This window comes from Kitasatospora sp. NPDC048239 (assembly GCF_043202015.1).
In the GTDB taxonomy this organism is placed as follows: Bacteria; Actinomycetota; Actinomycetes; order Streptomycetales; family Streptomycetaceae; genus Kitasatospora.
The window spans coordinates 349,486-366,147 of sequence record NZ_JBICZP010000005.1; the positions used below are offsets into that span (position 1 = coordinate 349,486).

Here is a 16,662-nt window from a genome sequence, read left to right on the forward strand (position 1 = left end):
GTGGCCACCGGGCCCGGGCCGGTCGGTGTCAGCGCGCCGGTTGCGGCGTGCGCTGCGTCGGGACGGCCGGCCGGGTGCCGGTCGCCGCGGCGCCCAGCGCAGTCCCGCGCGTCTCCTCGGCCCACAGCACGCAGACCAGCAGGCCGACGGCCGTGGTGCCGGCCGCGATGAGCATGGTCGGGCCCGTCCCGAGCCCGGTCAGCGACAGGGGCAGCAGGTAGGTGCCGACGGCCGCGCCGATGCGGCTCACCGAGGTGGCGACGCCGACCGCGGTCGCCCGGATCTCGGTCGGGAACAGCTCGTTCGGGTAGGTCCAGTCGAGCACGTTGGGTCCGCCGCACAGGAAGGCGTACGCGCACAGCGCGATGACGGCGACGGCGGCCGGGGCGGCGGGCCAGACGCCCAGCAGCGCGAGCGGGACGATCATCAGGGCGAACGACCAGATGATCACCGGACGCCGGCCCCAGGTGTCGATCAGCCGCAGCGCGGGGAAGCAGCCCAGCAGGAACACCAGGCTCACCAGCCCCGTGCCGAGCGTGTCGAGCACCGTGCCGCCGGGCATGCCGAACGAGGAGAGGATCTGCGGGCCGAAGGTCAGCATCGCGAAGAGCGGTCCGACCTGGCAGAGGAAGAACAGGCCGCAGAACAGCGTGCGACGGCGGTAGGGCGGGGTCATCAGCAGCCGCAGACCGCTGCGGCTGCCGGCCTCGGCCGGGTCGGGCATCAGCTCGCGGCCGTCCACCCGGACCCCGAGGTGCTTCTCGACCACGCGCACGGCGTCACCGACCCGCCCGTGGGCGGCGAGCCAGCGCGGGGACTCCGGCGATCCGCGCCGGATCACCAGGAACACCACGCACAGGACGGTGGAGCTGGCCAGCATCCAGCGCCAGCTGCCCGTGCCGCCGAACCGCAGGAAGAGGTAGCCGGTCAGGTAGGCCAGGACGGAGCCGGCGTACCAGGCGATGATCTGCTGGCCGAGCAGGCGGCCGCGGTGGCGGGCCGGCAGCCACTCGGCGAGCAGCGAGGTCGCGATCGGGTAGTCGGCGGCCACCGCCAGACCGAGCACGAAGCGCAGCAGGGCGATCGCCCACACCGTGTCGACCCAGAACGAGAGCACCGAGCAGACGACCATCACCAGCAGGTCGGCGGTGTACATCACCTCCCGGCCGATCCGGTCGGTCAGCACGCCGAAGAGCGCGCCCCCGACGAACATGCCGAGCAGTGCGGCGGCACCGATCAGGCTGACCTCGGAGGTGGAGAGGCCGAGCTCGGGACGCATCCCGATCAGGGCCACGCCGACGATGCTCAGGATGTAGCCGTCGAGCAGCGGCCCACCGGAGCAGGCGAGGGCCAGTCTCCGGTGGAAGGCGGTATACGGGGCGTTGTCGATCGTTCGGGACATGGAATTCGGGTCCTCCGGAGCGCACGGCGGTGCTCCCGCACGGCGTGCGCCGGGTAGACGGCAGAAGTCGGGGCCGCCCGGCGGGCGGCCCCTTCGCCCGGACCAACCGGGCGACCGTTCACGGTTGCCCGGGTCGGACGGCTCCTCGCCTGGTCGAAGGTCCGTGGAATCGGTGACCTTGGTCCCGAACCGGACGGGCCCTGAGACCCTGCCGGAACGGCCTCCGCCCAGTCGTGCCGGGGCCGGGCGGGGCCTGCCCGGCCCGTCGCACGCCGCGGGTGAGCCTTCTCACCTCCGCCGGGCACCGCCGGCCCGCGGCCCGCGCCCGCCGGAACCGTCCAGCGACCCGCGGACCGGGTCCGACCAGGGAACCAAGCGGATGCCCCGTACGTCGTAGTCGAGGGTGATCGGCCGGGGGGACAGGCCGCCCGGCACGTTAGGCTGCCCTTTCGGGGAGCGGCCTGGTGCGCCGCCATTCGGAGAAACGTCGAGACCGCCGGCCGGAGCCGGCTCCTGCCACAGCGGGGTCTCGTCCTGTCACGGAGGTACTGGCCTTGCACATCGACGCCTGGATCGAGAGCGTCCCACCGGGCGCGGTGTACGCCCTGGTCGCGCTGATCATCGGGCTGGAGTCCCTGGGCATCCCGCTGCCCGGGGAGATCGCCCTGGTGTCGGCCGCGCTGCTGTCCGCGCGCGGCGTGGTCAGCCCGTGGTGGGTGGCGATCTGCGCGATCCTCGGCGCGATCATCGGCGACTCGATCGGCTACTCGATCGGGCGCAAGGGCGGCAAGCCGCTGTTCGAGAAGCTCGGACGGAAGTTCCCCAGGCACTTCGGGCCGGACCACCTGTCGAGCGCCGAGCGCTCGTTCCAGAAGTGGGGCATGTGGGCGGTCTTCTTCGGCCGCTTCATCGCGCTGCTGCGCATCTTCGCCGGGCCGCTGGCCGGCGCGCTGAAGATGCCGTACTGGAAGTTCCTGATCGCCAACGTGCTCGGCGGCGTGGTCTGGGCCGGCGGTACGACCCTGCTGGTGTACCAGGTCGGCAAGGTCGCCGAGCAGTGGCTGTCGAAGTTCTCCTGGGTGGGTCTGATCCTGGCCGCGCTCGGTGGCGCGTTCTCGGCGTGGCTGATGAAGCGCCGCGCGGCGAAGGCCAGGGCCGCGCACGAGGCCGAGGACGCGGCGGCCGAGTCGGCCCCCGTGAGCACGCCCGTCGCCGACTGACGATCCCGCAGGCCGCAGGCCCGCGACCGACGCCCTGCCGTCGGTCGCGGGCCTGCGGCGTTCCCGCCCGGCCGGGGTAGCATCTGGGCGTATCCCGGCGGTGACGGAGCGAAACAGCACGTGGAGGACCGGATGAGCCAGCAGACGTGGGACGCGGTGGACGCGTACTTCTCGGAGGCCCTGGTCGGCCACGACCCGGCGCTGGAGGCGGCCAGGGCGGCCGCGGACGAGGCCGGGCTGCCGCCCATCGCCGTCGCGCCCAACCAGGGCAAGCTGCTGCACCTGCTGGCCCTCACCCAGGGCGCCCGGCGGATCCTGGAGGTCGGCACGCTCGGCGGCTACAGCGCGATCTGGCTGGCCCGGGCGCTGCCCGCGGACGGCGAGCTGATCACCCTGGAGATCGACCCGACCCACGCCGGGGTCGCCCGCGGCAACCTCGCCCGGGCCGGCCTCGACAAGATCGCCGAGGTCAGGCTCGGCCGCGCCGCCGACTCGCTCGCCGCGCTGGTGGAGTCGGGCGCCGAACCGTTCGACCTGGTCTTCATCGACGCGGACAAGCCGAGCAACCCGGAGTACTTCACCTGGGCGCTGAAGCTCACCCGGCCGGGCTCGCTGATCATCGTGGACAACGTGGTGCGCGGCGGGGCCGTGGCCGACGCCGACAGCACCGACCCGGCGACCGTCGGCACCCGGCGGCTGCACGAGCTGATCGCCGCCGAGCCGAGGGTCTCGGGGACGTCGATCCAGACGGTCGGCACCAAGGGCTACGACGGCTTCACGCTGGTCCGGGTCCAGCACTAGGGCAACAAGGCAGCAGGGCAGCAGGGCACAGAGCAACAGAGCACCAAGGAGTTGACGAGGACGTGCGGATCGGACTGTTGGGCACCGGCCCCTGGGCGGAGCGGGTGCACGCGCCCGTGCTGGCCGAACACCCCGGGATCGAGTTCGCGGGCGTCTGGGGCCGCCGCCCCGAGGCGGCCGCCGCACTCGGCGCGGCGCACGGCGTGCCCGGCCACGCCGACCTCGACCGGCTGCTCGCCGAGGTCGACGCGGTGTCCATCGCGCTGCCCCCGGCCGTCCAGGCCGATCTCGCGGTGCGCGCCGCCGAGGCCGGCTGCCACCTGCTGCTGGACAAGCCGGTCGCGCTGACCGTCCCCGACGCCCGGCGGGTGGTGGACGCGACGCGGACGCACGGCGTCGCGTCGGTGGTCTTCTTCACCGTCCGCTTCGGCGGCGAGCAGATGCCGTGGATCGAGAAGCAGACGGCCCTCGGCGGCTGGTTCACGGGCCGCTCGGACTGGCTCGGCTCGGTCTTCGCCCCGGGCAGCAGCAGCCCGTACGCGGCCTCGCCGTGGCGCCAGGACAAGGGCGCCCTGTGGGACGTCGGCCCGCACGCGCTCTCGCTGCTGCTGCCGGTGCTCGGCGACGCCGCGCAGGTGACGGCGGTGGCCGGTCCGCTGGACACCGTCCACCTGGTCCTGCGGCACGTCGGCGGCGCCTCCAGCACCCTCGCGCTCAGCCTGACCGCGCCCGTCGCGGCCGGCGGGACGGGGATGGAGCTGCGCGGCAGCAACGGCGTCGCCCACCTGCCCGAGCGCGGCGAGGGCCCGCTCGCCGCACTGCACCGGGCCCTGGACGCCCTTCAGGACTCCGCCCGCACCGGCGAGCCCCACCCCTGCGACGCGGCCTTCGGCCTGCGGATCGTCGAGATCCTCGCCGCCGCCGAGCGCTCGCTGGCCGACGGCGGCCCGGTCGAGGTCTGAGCGGACCGGCTCCGGCCCGGGTCGTGAAGCTAGGGCTTGTCAGACAGGCCCTAGCTTTGGCGGGAGCCCGGGCGCCGGTCGGCCGGGCGGGCCGGGGGGATGGTGGCGGCGCGGAAGTCGCGGGGGCCGGTCCACAACGCGGGGACGGCGTCGCTGCGGCGGGCCAGTTCGTACGCGAGGGCCTCGTAGTTGACCCGCCAGCCGTGGAAGTGCGCCCAGGCCTCGGCGACCGGCCGCTCCCGGGGGAAGCCGGCCGCCGTGATCATGGCCACGGCGGCGTCGAACTCGGTGAGGCTCAGGCGTATCGGGGTCTCCGGCGTAGGGTCCGGGTCGAAGCCGATCCGCAGCGAGCGGGCGATGTCGCGCAGCGCGGTGAAGCCCGCGCGCAGCACCAGTCGGGCCTCCGGCGGAGCCGACCGCGGACTGACCGCCAGGTGTATCGCGGCCGCGTCCATGACCGCGATCAGCCCCACCACCCAGCTGCGCTGCGGTTGCGGGGAGCGGAAGGAGAGCAGGACGGGGTAGTTGGAGTGGCTCTCGCCGATGTCCGCGGCCAGCCGCTCCCAGTCCCGGTACAGCTGGGGCAGGGCCGTCTCGGTGTCCACCAGGGACTGGCGGGCGAGCAGCTCGGGGCCCCAGGCGGGCTCTCCGGCCCGGGACTGCAGCAGGGTCACCTCCACCTCGCGCCGGTTGTAGGCCGCGTAGAGCGTCGGCAGGTAGGAGATCTGCAGGGCGATCACCAGCGGCCCGCTGGCGGCGGCCATGAAGTCGATGGCGGACAGGTGCAGCCGCTCCCCGCTGGCGAAGCCCAGGGTGAAGAGGCTGGAGCCGGCCTCCCGGAAGGACACCGCCCAGTTCAGCTCCGAGGTGCCGTGCAGCAGCAGCGTGTACGCGATCAGCATCCCGCCCAGCCACACCCCGAGCATGCCCAGCAGCATCAGCGGCGCCAGCCAGGTCTGCACCCGGTCCTGCGCGCGGTAGGTGCCGAACGGCGCCGCGGACAGCCGCAGCAGCGGCCGCAACACCCGCCAGAGCCGGTGCGCCAGTGCCGAGTACAGGCCGCGCGGGACGACCAGGGTGCGCAGCACGCTCGCGACGGTGAGCAGCAGGAGCAGCACACCGGCCAGGGAGTGGATCAACCTCATGCCGCCCATTGTGGCGGTCGCGGCGCGGCGGTGGCGGGCGGGGTGCGCGCCGTGCGGGCATTGACACGGCGGCGTGCTCGGCTGAATGCTAAGCAAGCGCTTAGTCAGCTCTACCGACCTCAGGAGTGAGCCCATGCCCGACACCCCCGCCGACCCGGTCGCCGACCCGCCCGGCCTGGACCTGGGCCGACTCCGCGCCCACCTGGACCGCGAGCTGCCCGGCACCGTCCAGGGGCCGCTGCGGGCCGAGCTGATCGAGGGCGGCCGCTCCAACCTCACCTATCTGCTCGGCGACGGCACCGCGCGCTGGGTGCTGCGCCGCCCGCCGCTCGGGCACGTCCTGGCCACCGCCCACGACATGGGCCGCGAGCACCGGGTGATGACCGCACTGCGCGACACCGGCGTGCCCGTCCCCGCCACCCTGCTGCTGGACGCCGGGACGGAGGTGCTCGGCGCGCCCTGGTACCTGATGGAGTACGTGCCCGGCACCGCCCACCGCGACGCGGCCGCCCTCACCGCCCTCGGTGAGCAGCGGGTGCACGCCCTCGGCCGACGGCTGGTCGACACCCTCGCCGCCCTGCACCGGATCGACCCGGCCGAGGTCGGGCTCGCCGACTTCGGCCGCCCCGACGGCTACCTCGAACGCCAGCTGCGCCGCTGGTCCACCCAGCTGGACGCCTCCCGCAGCCGCGAACTGCCCGGCGTGGACCGCCTGCACGGCCTGCTGGCCGAGCGGCTGCCGGTCTCGCCGGCGCCCGCGCTGGTGCACGGCGACTACCGGCTGGACAACGTGCTGGTCGACGAGCACGACACCATCACCGCCGTCCTGGACTGGGAGATGTCCACCCTCGGCGACCCGCTCACCGACGTCGGCCTGCTGGTGATGTACACCGAGCTGGCCGGCGTCGGCGGCGGCATCATCCCGTCCGCCGCCACCGCCCCCGGCTTCCCGCCCGCCGGCGAGCTCGTCGCCCACTACGCGCGGAGCACCGGCCGGGAGGCGGCCGACCTCGACTGGTACGTGGCCTTCGCCTCGTTCAAGCTCGCCGTCGTCGCCGAGGGCATCCACTTCCGCTTCCAGCAGGGCCGCACCCTCGGCGCCGGCTTCGAACGGGCCGGCGAGATCGCACCGGTCCTCGTCGGGCACGGCCTCACCACCCTCAAGGAGCGCTGACCGATGGACTTCTCCTACGACGCCCGGACGCTCGAACTGCGCGAGCGGCTGCTGGCGTTCATGGACCAGCACGTCCACCCCGCCGAGCCGGTGCTGGAGGTCCAGCTGGCCGACCCGGCGCGGCCCGCCTGGTCCATCCCGCCGATCGTCGCCGAGCTCCAGGCCGAGGCGCGCAAGCAGGGCCTGTGGAACCTCTTCCTGCCCGACCGCGAGGAGGGTGGCGCCGGCCTGACCAACCTCCAGTACGCGCCGCTCGCCGAGATCACCGGGCGCAGCCCGCAGCTCGCGCCGCCGGCCCTCAACTGCGCCGCCCCCGACACCGGCAACATGGAGCTGCTCGCCCAGTTCGGCTCCGCCGAGCAGCGCGAGCGCTGGCTGCGGCCGCTGCTGAACGCCGAGATCCGCTCCGCCTTCGCGATGACCGAGCCGGAGGTGGCCTCCTCCGACGCCACCAACATCGCCACCCGGATCGAGCGGGACGGGGACGACTACGTCGTCAACGGCCGCAAGTTCTACATCACCGGGGCGATGAACCCGGAGTGCCGGATCCTCATCGTGATGGGCAGGACCGACCCGGACGCCGAACCGCACCGCCGGCAGAGCATGATCCTCGTCCCGCGGGACACCCCCGGTGTCACCGTGGTGCGCGGCATGCAGGTCTTCGGCTACGACGACGCCGACCACGGCGGCCACGCCGAGGTGCGGTTCGAGGACGTCCGCGTTCCGGCGGCCAACCTGATCGGCGAGGAGGGCTCCGGCTTCGCCATCGCCCAGGCCCGGCTCGGCCCCGGCCGGATCCACCACTGCATGCGCGCGATCGGCATCGCCGAACGCGCCGTCGAGCTGATGTGCCGGCGCACCCTGGACCGGGTCGCCTTCGGCCGACCGCTCGCCGAACAGGGCGTCGTCCAGGACTGGATCGCCGAATCCCGGGTCCGGATCGAGCAGTTGCGGCTGCTGGTGCTCAAGACCGCCTGGCTGATGGACACCGTCGGCAACCGCGGCGCGCACACCGAGATCCAGGCCATCAAGATCGCCACCCCGAGCACGGTCGAGTGGATCCTCGACAAGGCCGTCCAGGCGCACGGCGCGGCCGGGGTCGGGCAGGACACCCCGCTGGCCCGGCTCTGGGCGGGCAACCGCACGCTGCGGCTGGCCGACGGGCCGGACGAGGTCCACAAGCGCTCGCTGGCCCGGCGCGAACTCAAGCGCTACCGCTAGCCCCACCGGATGGCCCGGCCTCCGGACGTGTCATACCCAGGTAGCAGTCCCGGAGTTGGCCCTGCGGTATGACGATCGTGCACCACCCCGGCCCGTACCGTCACCCGTGCGGGCCGGCCGGTGGGCGGCGGGCAGCCGGGACAGGAGTTGGGGCAGCGATGGACAAGCTGGGACAGGCACGGGGGCAGCGGATCGGGATCGCCGCACTGATGGCGGCGACGGCGGTCCTGGGCGTGGCGGCCGCACCGGCGGCGCTGGCGGCACCGGGGGTGGAGCAGCGGCAGGCGCAGGCCTGGCTGCCGCAGCCCACCGGGCCGTACCCGGTCGGCACCACCGCGCTGCACCTGGTCGACACCGGTCGGCAGGACCCGTGGAAGCCCGCGCTGGTCCGCGACCTGATGGTGAGCTTCTGGTACCCGACCACCCGCCCGGCCCGCGGTGACGAGCGGGCCCGCTACATGGAGCCGCGCGCGGCCGCGCACTTCGGCGGCAAGGACGGCGCGTCCTCCTTCAACTACCAGGTGGAGCCCGGCCGGACGGACTGGTCCGGGATCCGCACCCACGCCCGGCAGGACGCGCCCGTGCTGCCGGGCGGGGCCCCGCGACCGGTGGTGCTCTACTCGGCCGGGCTGGGCGACCCCCGCACCTGGGGCACCGGACTGGTCGAGGACCTGGCCTCGCGCGGGTACGTGGTGGTCACCGTCGACCACACCTACGACGCCTCCGAGGTGGCGTTCCCGGACGGCGGCCTGGCCGACTCGGTGCTGTGGTCGATGTTCGGCCAGCCCGATCTGGACATCGGCGCCGTGCTGCGCAAGGCCTTGCAGGCCCGGGTCGACGACACCCGCTTCGTGTTGGACCGGCTCGCCGACCTGCGGACCGACGGGTGCCTGCCGGCCGGCCTCGGGGCGTCCCTGGACCTCGGGCGGATCGGTATGGTCGGCCACTCCGGGGGTGGCTCCACCGCTGTCCAGACCATGCACGACGACCCCCGGATCAAGGCGGGCGTCAACATGGACGGCCAGCTGCACTTCCCCGGGCCGGACGGCTCGGGCGTGTACCTGACCAGCGTCGCCGAGGACGGACTCGACCGCCCGTTCCTGCTGATGGGGAGCCAGAGCCCGGACTCCGGCGACTACCACCGCCAGCCCGGCTGGGCGGCGCTCTGGCAGCACTCCCGGGGCTGGCACGCCGACGTCACGCTGACCGGCTCCCGGCACGGCTCGTACACCGACGCGCAGTCCCTGCTGCCGCAACTCGCCCGCCAGGGAGCCGTCTCGGCGGACGTCCTGGCCGGGGACGTCGGTGAGATCCGTCCGGAGCGGGCGGTGCTGGCCACCCGGGCGTACGTCGCCTCCTTCTTCGACCGCTGGCTGCGCGGCCATGACGACCACCTGCTGGACGGGCCCTCGCCGCGCTTCCCCGAGATGGAGTTCGCCCGCTGAGCCGCCGAGCCGGGCCGCCGGCCCGCTGCGCTCAGCGGATCTCGGAGTCCGGGTTGGCGGTGTCCCACTCCTGCCGGGAGGCGACGATCGCGTCGTGGTGGTCGTAGGACCAGTCCGCCATCGCCCGGATCAGGTGGGTCAGGCTGTGGCCGAGCGCGGTCAGCTCGTAGTCGACCTGCGGCGGGATGGTCGGGTGGACGGTGCGCGACACCAGACCGTCCCGCTCCAGGCGGCGGACGGTGAGTGTCAGCATCCGCTGCGAGATGCCCGGCAGCGCCCGCTGGAGCTCGCGGAACCGCCTGACGCCCTGGGCGAGTTCGACCACCACCAGGACGGACCACTTGTCACCGACCCGGTCCAGCAGGTCGCGGATGCCGCAGTCCACGCCGTCCTCGCACCAGACCACCGGCCGGGGGGTGGTTACCGCGGTGTGCCCCACTGACATCGAAGTGCCTCCTTATGTCGAACGCCCAGGCTATCGATGATGGTCCCAGCGGACGGAACGTCCCGCCGAGGCGGACGGCCCGGCCGCACCGAACGCACCGAACGCACCGAATCAACGGAGGACCTCCCATGCTTCTCGTCACCGGCGTCAACGGCGGTCTCGGCCGACTCGTGCTGGAGCAGCTCACCGAGCGGGCGGACGTGGCCGACCGGCTGGTGGTCGGCACCCGCACCCCGGAGCAGGCCCCGGCCGGCCTGCCCGTCCGACGGGTGGACTTCGACGACCCGGCGACGCTCGGGGCGGCGTTCGAGGGCGTGCGGACCCTGCTGCTGATCTCGGCCGGCTACGGCGAGGACGACGTGGTGATCACCCGTCACCGCGCCGCCATCGAGGAGGCCGAGCGGGCCGGCGTCGAGCACGTGATCTACACCAGCCTCTCCGGGGACGGCGACCACCTGGCGTACGCCCTGGCGCACCGCTGGACCGAGCGACGGCTGCGGGAGTCGACCGCGCTGCGCTGGACGATCCTGCGCAACGGCCTCTACGCCGAGCTGCTGCGCGACCTGGCCGCGCCCGACGAGCACGGCGTGATCACCGCGCCGCTCGGCGACGGCCGACTGGCGGCGGTGGCCCGGGCCGACCTCGCGGAGGTCGCGGCGAAGGTCGCGCTCGCCCCGGCCGAACACGCCGGGCGGGTCTACGAGCTGGTCGGCGAGCAGGCGGTCGGCGGCGCCGACGTGGCCGAGGCGCTCAGCCGCTCCGGCGGCCGGACGGTGGCCTACCGGCCGGGCACCCTCGCCGAGGCCCGGGCCGCGGTGGCCGCCTCGGGCGCCCAGGCCTTCCAGGTGCCGATGGTGACCGGCACCTACTCCGCCATCGCCAACGGCTTCCTGGCGGGCGCCGTGGCGCAGGGGGACCTCCGTACCCTGCTCGGCCGTCCGGCCCGGCCGGCCCTTGAGGTCATCGCGGCGGGTGCCGGCGCCGGCCGGTGAGACGCCCGGGGCGGCGCGCCCGAGGGCCCCGCGGTGACCGGCCCGGCCTCCCCAGGGGGCCGGTGCCCCGGCTGCTACGTCCCGAGTACCACCACCCGGCCGGTGCTGCGCCCGTCCGCCACGCGCTGGACGGCCTCGGCCGCCGCCGCCAGCGGGACCCGGTCGCTCACCAGCGGGCGGACCACGCCCGCCTCGGCGAGCCTGGTCAGCTCCTGGTGGGCGGCCAGCACGGCCTGCGGGTCGCGGGCGTTGTAGAGCCCCCAGTGCAGGCCGAGGATGCCGTAGTTCTTCACCAGCGCGTGGTTGAGCGCAGGCGCCGGGATCCGGCCGCCGGCGAAGCCGACCACCAGGATCCGGCCCTCGAAGGCGATGCAGCGGGTGGACCCGGTGAAGGCGTCCCCGCCGACCGGGTCGAAGACCACGTCGGCGCCGCGGCCGCCGGTGGCCTCCCGGACGACGGCGACGAAGTCCTCGGCCGTCCGGTCGATCACCAGGTCGGCGCCCAACCCGCGGGCCACCGCCGCCTTTTCGGCGCCGCCCACGACGCCGATCACCCGGGCGCCGGCCGCCCGGCCGAGCTGGACCGCAGCGCTCCCGACCCCGCCGGCCGCGGCGTGCACCAGCAGTGTCTCGCCCGGCCGCAGCGCGGCCCGCCGGTGCAGGCCGAACCACGCGGTCTGGTACCCGATGTGCAGTGCGGCCGCCTCGGCGTCGTCCAGTGCGTCGGGCGCCCGGAAGGCGGCCGACGCCTCCAGCAGGGCGTACTCGGCGAAGGCGCCGCAGGGCAGCACCGGATTGCCGACCACCCGCTCGCCCGCCGTCCGGCCGGCGCCCTTGCCCGCCGCCACCACCTCGCCGCACAGCTCCACGCCGGGGGTGAACGGCAGCGGCGGCTTCACCTGGTACTCGCCGCGCACCATCAGCGCGTCGGGGAAGTTGACGGCGGCGGCCCGCACCCGGACCAGCAGCTGCCCGGGCCCGGGCTCCGGCCGCGCCACCCCGTCGGCGAGCCGCATCACCGTACGCGGCTCACCCGGCTCGCCCACCTGCCAGGCCCTCACAGCGCCTCGCTCCTCTCCAGCCCCTGCTGGAGCCGGTTCATCGCGGTGAGCCAGCGGTCCGGGTCGGTGGCCCTGGCGGTGTAGTACTCGGCGACCTCGGCGTGCGGCAGCAGCAGGAACCGCTCCGCGCGCAGCCCGTCCAGGGCCGCCGCGGCGACGTCCTCGGCCTCGATCGCGGTCGGTGCCAGCAGCGCCTCGCCGACCGCGCCGGTCGAGGTGAGCATGTCGGTGCGCACGCCCTGCGGGCAGAGCGCGTGCACCCGCAGGCCCCGGTGGCGGTAGGTGGCGGAGAGCCACTCGGCGAAGGCGAGCGCGCCGTGCTTGGAGACGGCGTACGGCGCCGAGCCCAGCATGGTGAGCAGCCCGGCCGCCGAGACGGTGGCGACGAACCGGCCGCTGCCGCGCTCCAGCCAGCGGGGGAGCAGCAGTTCGGCGGCCCGGACGTGGGCGAGCACGTTGACCTCCCAGGCGCTCGTCCAGGCGGCGGTCGGCGCATCGGCCCCGCCGACCGGGGCGACCCCGGCGTTGGCGCACCAGACGTCGATCTCGCCGAGTACGTCCCGGGCCTGCCCGACCAGGGCGGCGAGGCCCTCGGCGCCCGCCGCGTCGCCGGGCACGGCGCTGCCGCCGCACTCGGCGGCGACCGCGCGGGCGGCCTCGGCGTCCAGGTCGTTGACCACCACCCGGGCGCCCCCGGCCGCGAAGGCGCGGGCGAGCGCGGCGCCGATGCCCCGGCCCGCGCCGGTCACCACGACGCCCTGCCCGGCGAACCCGGGGGTGCTCACAGCCCGCCGCCGAGCGTGATGCCGCCGTCCACGACCAGGGTCTGGCCGGTGATCCAGGAGGCGTCCGAGGAGAGCAGGAAGGCGACCGCGCCGGCGACGTCCTGCGGGACACCGAGCCTGCCGAGCGGGTACGCGGCGGCGACCTCCTCCTCCCGGCCCTCGTAGAGCGCCTCGGCGAACCGGGTCTTGACCACGGCGGGTGCGACGGCGTTGACCCGGATGCCCTGGCCGCCGAGGTCGGCGGCGAGCTCCATGGTCAGGCGCATCAGCGCGGCCTTGCTCACCCCGTACATGCCGATCCCGGCCGAGGCGCGGACTCCCGCGATGGAGGCCACGTTGACCACCGAGCCGCCGTGCTCGCCCATCCAGGCGGCGTGCGCGCGGCGGGTCCAGGCGAGCGGGGCGAGCACGTTGACGGCGAGGATCTTGGCGGCGGCCGCCTCGTCGGTGGTCAGCACCGGGCCGTAGACGGGGTTGATGCCGGTGTTGTTGACCAGGTGGTCGAGTCGGCCGAAGGCCGCCATGGTGGCGGCGACGGCCTCCTCCTGGTGGGCCGGGTCGTCGGCCTTGCCTGCGATGCCGAGGGCGACCTCCGGGCCGCCCAGGTCGCGGACGGCCTCGGCGAGCGGCTCCGGGTTGCGCGCGGTGAGGCAGACCCTGGCCCCCCGGGCGACCAGCTCCCGTGCGATCCCGAGGCCGATGCCCCGGCTGGATCCGGTGACGACGGCCACCTGGCCCTTGAAGGAGTGCACCACGGAGGGTCCTTTCGACGTGGCTGACTAAGCGCTTGCTTAGCATGGTGTCGGTGGGGGAACCTGTCAACAGTCCGCAGCCCCGCCCCGGGGTGCTCCGGCCGGGAGGCCGATATGACTTTCTGGGAGGATGGCGCCATGACCAGCACGCCGATCGCCGACCTCTGGCCCACCCTGCCCGGCGGCTCCGACGCCCGCCCCGAGGCTGCGCGCCGGTTGCTGCAGGCCGCCGTCGAGTCCTTCGCCGAGCGCGGTTTCCACGCCACCACCACCCGGGACATCGCCACCGCCGCCGGGATGAGCCCGGCCGCGCTGTACATCCACTACCCGTCCAAGGCGGCGCTGCTGGCGGAGATCAGCCGGGCCGGGCACGCGGCCACCCTGGAGCTGGTCCGGGCGGCGGCGGCCGGCGAGGACGACCCGGTGGCGCGGATGCGCCGGGTGATGGAGGAGTTCACGGCCTGGCACGCCCGGGCCCGGACGGTCGGCCGGGTGGTCAACTACGAGCTCCACGCGCTGCCCGAGGACGCCTACGCCGTGGTCGCGGTGCTCCGCCTGGACATCGAGCGCGAGGTGAGCGACCTCATCGCGGCGGGCGTCGCGGCCGGCGCCTTCGAGGTCGCCGAGGTGCGTACGGCGGCCCGCGCCGTGACCTCGCTGGGCATCGACGTCTCCCGCTGGTACACCGACCGCAGCAGCGAGACGCCGGAGGAGCTCGGCCGCCGGTACGGCGAGCTGGTGCTGCGGATGCTGGGCGCCCGGGTCTGACCGGACCGGCCCGACGGGGGCGGGGCGCAGCCGGCCCCGCCCCGGCGAGCCGCTCTCGCTAGCCAGACGTCAGACGTCAGGCGTCAGGCGGCGCTCAGGCAGAACTGCACGAGCCCGGCGTCGACGTCGAGGACGATGTTCCTCATCTCGGCCCACGGCGGGTGGAAGCTCGTGCCCCACTCGATGGTGAAGGCGAGGATCCTCCCCTTGTCCCGGTCGACGAGATGGCGCGAGAACGCGTAGTCGTCGCTGGTCCCACTGGTCGGGTACAGGTGGAACGCGGACATCGGGGTGTACGGGCGGCCGCGCACGCCCTGCAGGCCCTGGCAGAACTGCTCGGCGAGCAGCACGGCGGCGTCGGCGTCGGTCTTCGGGATGAACTCCGCGTAGGCGAGGTCGCCGGCCACGCCGCGCCTGCCGTCGAAGGCGGGGTTGCGGAAGTTCATCAGGGGCTGCACGGACTGGTTCTCGTCGTCGCCCCAGACGAACAGCATGTCCTCGGAGTAGCTGTGCACGTCGACGAACCAGCGGGTCCGCGGGAACTCGTCGAGCAGCCAGCGCACGTTGCGGGTCTCGGGCTCGGAGAAGGGCTCCGGGCCCTCGTAGACCTCGTCCAGCGGATCGGCCGACGTTCGCGGGCCGGCGGCCGGTGCGAACGCGGTGGTGAAGTCGAAGAGGAAGTCGTAGTTGCGGTTGATGTCGACCCCGATCCGCTCCGGGTCGCCGCCGGAGTTGGCCGGGTTGCGGTTCTTGCGCCACATCGGGTCGACGGTCTGGCTGTAGTGGCGGCCGTCCGGGTTGACGAGCGGGAAGACGACGACGTCCAGCTCGTTGAGGATGCGCTGCACCTGGTCGGAGCTGAAGGAGGTGCCGCCGTAGGCGAGGCCGGTGCCGGAGGTGTAGGCCTCCAGCAGGTCGGCGGCGAAGTGGACGAGGATCTCGCAGCTGCCCCATTCACGGGCGTGCACCCCGCCGATCAGAACGACGTCGTCCTTGGGGGCCAGCGACTCCGCGCCGATCCGCAGGGCGTGGCAGGTGCGGCCCTCGACGGACCGCTCGGGCAGCTCGATGAGCCCGGTGAGCTGGGGGAACGCGGCGGCGAGGCCGACGGTGGCGGACTCGACCTCGGTGGTGTTGAGATACGGCATGGCGGGTCAGTCCCTCACCTTGGCGGCCAGGCCGCGCGGATAGGCGTCCTCGGGAGCGAACCGGTCCCCCCGGCCGACGTCGGCCTGGGCGGCGCGCCCGGCCTCGGTGGCGTTCCCGGTGTCGACCGCCTCGACGCCCTCGCGGGAGAGGGAGGCGATCCGCTCGGCGGGGACGTAGGCGTCGATCGTGAACGAGCCGTCCTCCCCCGCGCGGGCGCGGCCGCCGACGTCGGGGCGGACCTCGCGCAGGAGTGCGCGCAGGGTTTCCGCGTCCTTGGCTGTCACCCGGACACGGTGGATGTCATAACGGGCAGTGGACATGGCGACCTCTTTCGGGCGCCGTCGGGTCTCACATCAGCGATTCCGACGGCACGGGGCGCTGACGTACGTATATGTCCGATGCGTACCTTGTATCCTCAGCCTGCGCTTCCGCCGTAGAAGGCGTCAAGGGGTGCCTCGGGCATCCCGTCCAGCAGGCTGTCCAGGCCGTCCAGCATCTCCCGCCGGTCGTCGTAGTCGGCGAGCCGCGGGACGAGCGCGCGCAGCCGGGGGTACTCGGCGGCGGGCAGCCGGTGCAGGCCCAGGCGCAGCAGCGGGTCCGGCTCGTCGGGGTTGTCGACCACCTGCCGCTTGTCCACCAGCAGGCAGCCGAGGTTCCAGGCCACGAACGCGCGGTAGACCGTCAGCGCGGTGGGGTCGTCGAAGCCGGCCCGGCCGAGCACGGCGAGGATGTGCTCGGTGAGCTGCAGGGCCGGGGCCGGCCGCCGGGCCACCGGGACGCTGAGCGGCCGGGTGGCGACCAGCGGCAGGATCTCCGGATGGGCGTGCGCCACGACGGCGAAGGCACTGGCGATCCGCCGCAGTTCGGCCCGCCAGGCGGGGACGGCCGGCTTGGCGCGGCCCTCCTCCCGGTCGTCGTCGGCCGAGGTCCGCAGCCGCTCGTTGACCTCGGCGAAGAACGCCTCCACCAGGCCGTCGACCAGGGCCTCCTTGCCCGGCGTGTACCGGTAGATCGCCATCGACTCGACGCCCAGGTCGGCGGCCAGCCGCCGCATGGTCAGCGCCGCCAGCCCCTCGCGGTCGACCAGGGCGACGGCCGTGGCGAGCACCAGTGGGCGGCTCAGTCGCCGCCGCTCGGCGCCGTCCTGTTCCACCATGTCCGCACTCCTCACGTGCGCGCCGCCATCGGGGGCCTCACCTGGACCGGACCCCGCGTCGGCCGGGCCGGTCCGTGCCGCTTCGGGCGGACAACCCCAAGGATACAAGGTAAATTTCCGGCATATCGTACGCCCGTCGGCCGCATCGGCACCGGACCGGGCTCCCCAGGGCGCCGGGCGCCGG

17 protein-coding genes are annotated in these 16,662 nt (G+C 74.3%); 8 read left to right on the forward strand and 9 right to left on the reverse strand.

Annotated elements, in window-relative coordinates; genetic code table 11:
* Positions 1–28: 28 nt before the first annotated feature.
* Complete coding sequence (locus ACGFZP_RS16135; protein WP_392932787.1) at positions 29–1,402, reverse strand: MFS transporter; 1,374 nt, start codon at positions 1,400–1,402, stop codon at positions 29–31.
* A 554-nt stretch (positions 1,403–1,956) separates the two neighbouring features.
* Between ACGFZP_RS16135 and ACGFZP_RS16140 the strand changes: the two genes are divergently transcribed.
* From ACGFZP_RS16140 to ACGFZP_RS16150, 3 genes are all read left to right on the forward strand, one after another.
* Positions 1,957–2,622, forward strand: coding sequence for a DedA family protein (locus ACGFZP_RS16140; RefSeq protein WP_392932789.1), 666 nt, complete (start codon positions 1,957–1,959; stop codon positions 2,620–2,622).
* Between the two features lie 132 nt (positions 2,623–2,754).
* Entirely contained in the window at positions 2,755–3,423 is a 669-nt protein-coding gene (locus ACGFZP_RS16145; RefSeq protein ID WP_392932792.1) for an O-methyltransferase, read from the forward strand.
* Between the two features lie 62 nt (positions 3,424–3,485).
* Positions 3,486–4,385: a Gfo/Idh/MocA family protein gene (locus tag ACGFZP_RS16150; protein WP_392932795.1), complete on the forward strand. Its 900-nt coding sequence runs from the start codon at positions 3,486–3,488 to the stop codon at positions 4,383–4,385.
* A gap of 50 nt (positions 4,386–4,435) precedes the next feature.
* Here the strand turns inward: ACGFZP_RS16150 and ACGFZP_RS16155 are convergent, their stop codons facing one another.
* Positions 4,436–5,530, reverse strand: a complete 1,095-nt coding sequence (locus ACGFZP_RS16155) for a hypothetical protein (RefSeq protein ID WP_392932797.1) — start codon at positions 5,528–5,530, stop codon at positions 4,436–4,438.
* A 133-nt stretch (positions 5,531–5,663) separates the two neighbouring features.
* On the opposite strand from ACGFZP_RS16155, the gene ACGFZP_RS16160 reads away from it, so the two are divergent.
* The 3 genes from ACGFZP_RS16160 (at position 5,664) to ACGFZP_RS16170 (ending at position 9,370) form a co-directional block, all read left to right on the forward strand.
* Entirely contained in the window at positions 5,664–6,704 is a 1,041-nt protein-coding gene (locus ACGFZP_RS16160) for a phosphotransferase family protein (RefSeq protein WP_392932800.1), read from the forward strand.
* Between the two features lie 3 nt (positions 6,705–6,707).
* The gene (locus ACGFZP_RS16165; RefSeq protein ID WP_392932802.1) at positions 6,708–7,925 is read left to right on the forward strand and encodes an acyl-CoA dehydrogenase family protein; all 1,218 of its coding nucleotides are present in this window, start codon (positions 6,708–6,710) and stop codon (positions 7,923–7,925) included.
* 158 nt (positions 7,926–8,083) lie between these two features.
* Positions 8,084–9,370, forward strand: a complete 1,287-nt coding sequence (locus ACGFZP_RS16170) for an alpha/beta hydrolase family protein (protein WP_392932804.1) — start codon at positions 8,084–8,086, stop codon at positions 9,368–9,370.
* A gap of 31 nt (positions 9,371–9,401) precedes the next feature.
* Here the strand turns inward: ACGFZP_RS16170 and ACGFZP_RS16175 are convergent, their stop codons facing one another.
* On the reverse strand, positions 9,402–9,815 hold the full coding sequence (locus ACGFZP_RS16175; protein WP_392932807.1) for a winged helix-turn-helix transcriptional regulator: 414 nt from the start codon (positions 9,813–9,815) through the stop codon (positions 9,402–9,404).
* A gap of 128 nt (positions 9,816–9,943) precedes the next feature.
* On the opposite strand from ACGFZP_RS16175, the gene ACGFZP_RS16180 reads away from it, so the two are divergent.
* Positions 9,944–10,807 (forward strand): NAD(P)H-binding protein, encoded by an 864-nt coding sequence (locus ACGFZP_RS16180; protein ID WP_392932810.1) that lies wholly within the window; start codon positions 9,944–9,946, stop codon positions 10,805–10,807.
* Between the two features lie 74 nt (positions 10,808–10,881).
* Here the strand turns inward: ACGFZP_RS16180 and ACGFZP_RS16185 are convergent, their stop codons facing one another.
* From ACGFZP_RS16185 to ACGFZP_RS16195, 3 genes are read right to left on the reverse strand one after another with little or no spacing between them, the layout of a single operon-like run.
* Positions 10,882–11,868 carry an NADPH:quinone oxidoreductase family protein gene (locus ACGFZP_RS16185; protein WP_392932812.1) on the reverse strand — a complete coding sequence of 329 codons (987 nt, stop codon included), beginning with the start codon at positions 11,866–11,868 and terminating at the stop codon, positions 10,882–10,884.
* Positions 11,865–12,653 (reverse strand): SDR family oxidoreductase, encoded by a 789-nt coding sequence (locus tag ACGFZP_RS16190; RefSeq protein WP_392932814.1) that lies wholly within the window; start codon positions 12,651–12,653, stop codon positions 11,865–11,867. The genes ACGFZP_RS16185 and ACGFZP_RS16190 overlap by 4 nt, the downstream gene beginning before the upstream one ends.
* On the reverse strand, positions 12,650–13,408 hold the full coding sequence (locus ACGFZP_RS16195; RefSeq protein ID WP_392932815.1) for an SDR family oxidoreductase: 759 nt from the start codon (positions 13,406–13,408) through the stop codon (positions 12,650–12,652). The genes ACGFZP_RS16190 and ACGFZP_RS16195 overlap by 4 nt, the downstream gene beginning before the upstream one ends.
* 135 nt (positions 13,409–13,543) lie before the next feature.
* Between ACGFZP_RS16195 and ACGFZP_RS16200 the strand changes: the two genes are divergently transcribed.
* Positions 13,544–14,173: a TetR/AcrR family transcriptional regulator gene (locus ACGFZP_RS16200; protein ID WP_392932817.1), complete on the forward strand. Its 630-nt coding sequence runs from the start codon at positions 13,544–13,546 to the stop codon at positions 14,171–14,173.
* A gap of 83 nt (positions 14,174–14,256) precedes the next feature.
* On the opposite strand, the gene ACGFZP_RS16205 is transcribed toward ACGFZP_RS16200, so the two are convergent.
* The 3 genes from ACGFZP_RS16205 to ACGFZP_RS16215 all read right to left on the reverse strand — a co-directional run bounded on the left by ACGFZP_RS16205 (position 14,257) and on the right by ACGFZP_RS16215 (position 16,478).
* Positions 14,257–15,321 carry a M14 family metallopeptidase gene (locus ACGFZP_RS16205; RefSeq protein WP_392932820.1) on the reverse strand — a complete coding sequence of 355 codons (1,065 nt, stop codon included), beginning with the start codon at positions 15,319–15,321 and terminating at the stop codon, positions 14,257–14,259.
* A gap of 6 nt (positions 15,322–15,327) precedes the next feature.
* On the reverse strand, positions 15,328–15,642 hold the full coding sequence (locus ACGFZP_RS16210; protein WP_392932823.1) for a hypothetical protein: 315 nt from the start codon (positions 15,640–15,642) through the stop codon (positions 15,328–15,330).
* A gap of 95 nt (positions 15,643–15,737) precedes the next feature.
* Entirely contained in the window at positions 15,738–16,478 is a 741-nt protein-coding gene (locus ACGFZP_RS16215) for a TetR/AcrR family transcriptional regulator (RefSeq protein WP_392932826.1), read from the reverse strand.
* Positions 16,479–16,662 lie beyond the last annotated feature (184 nt).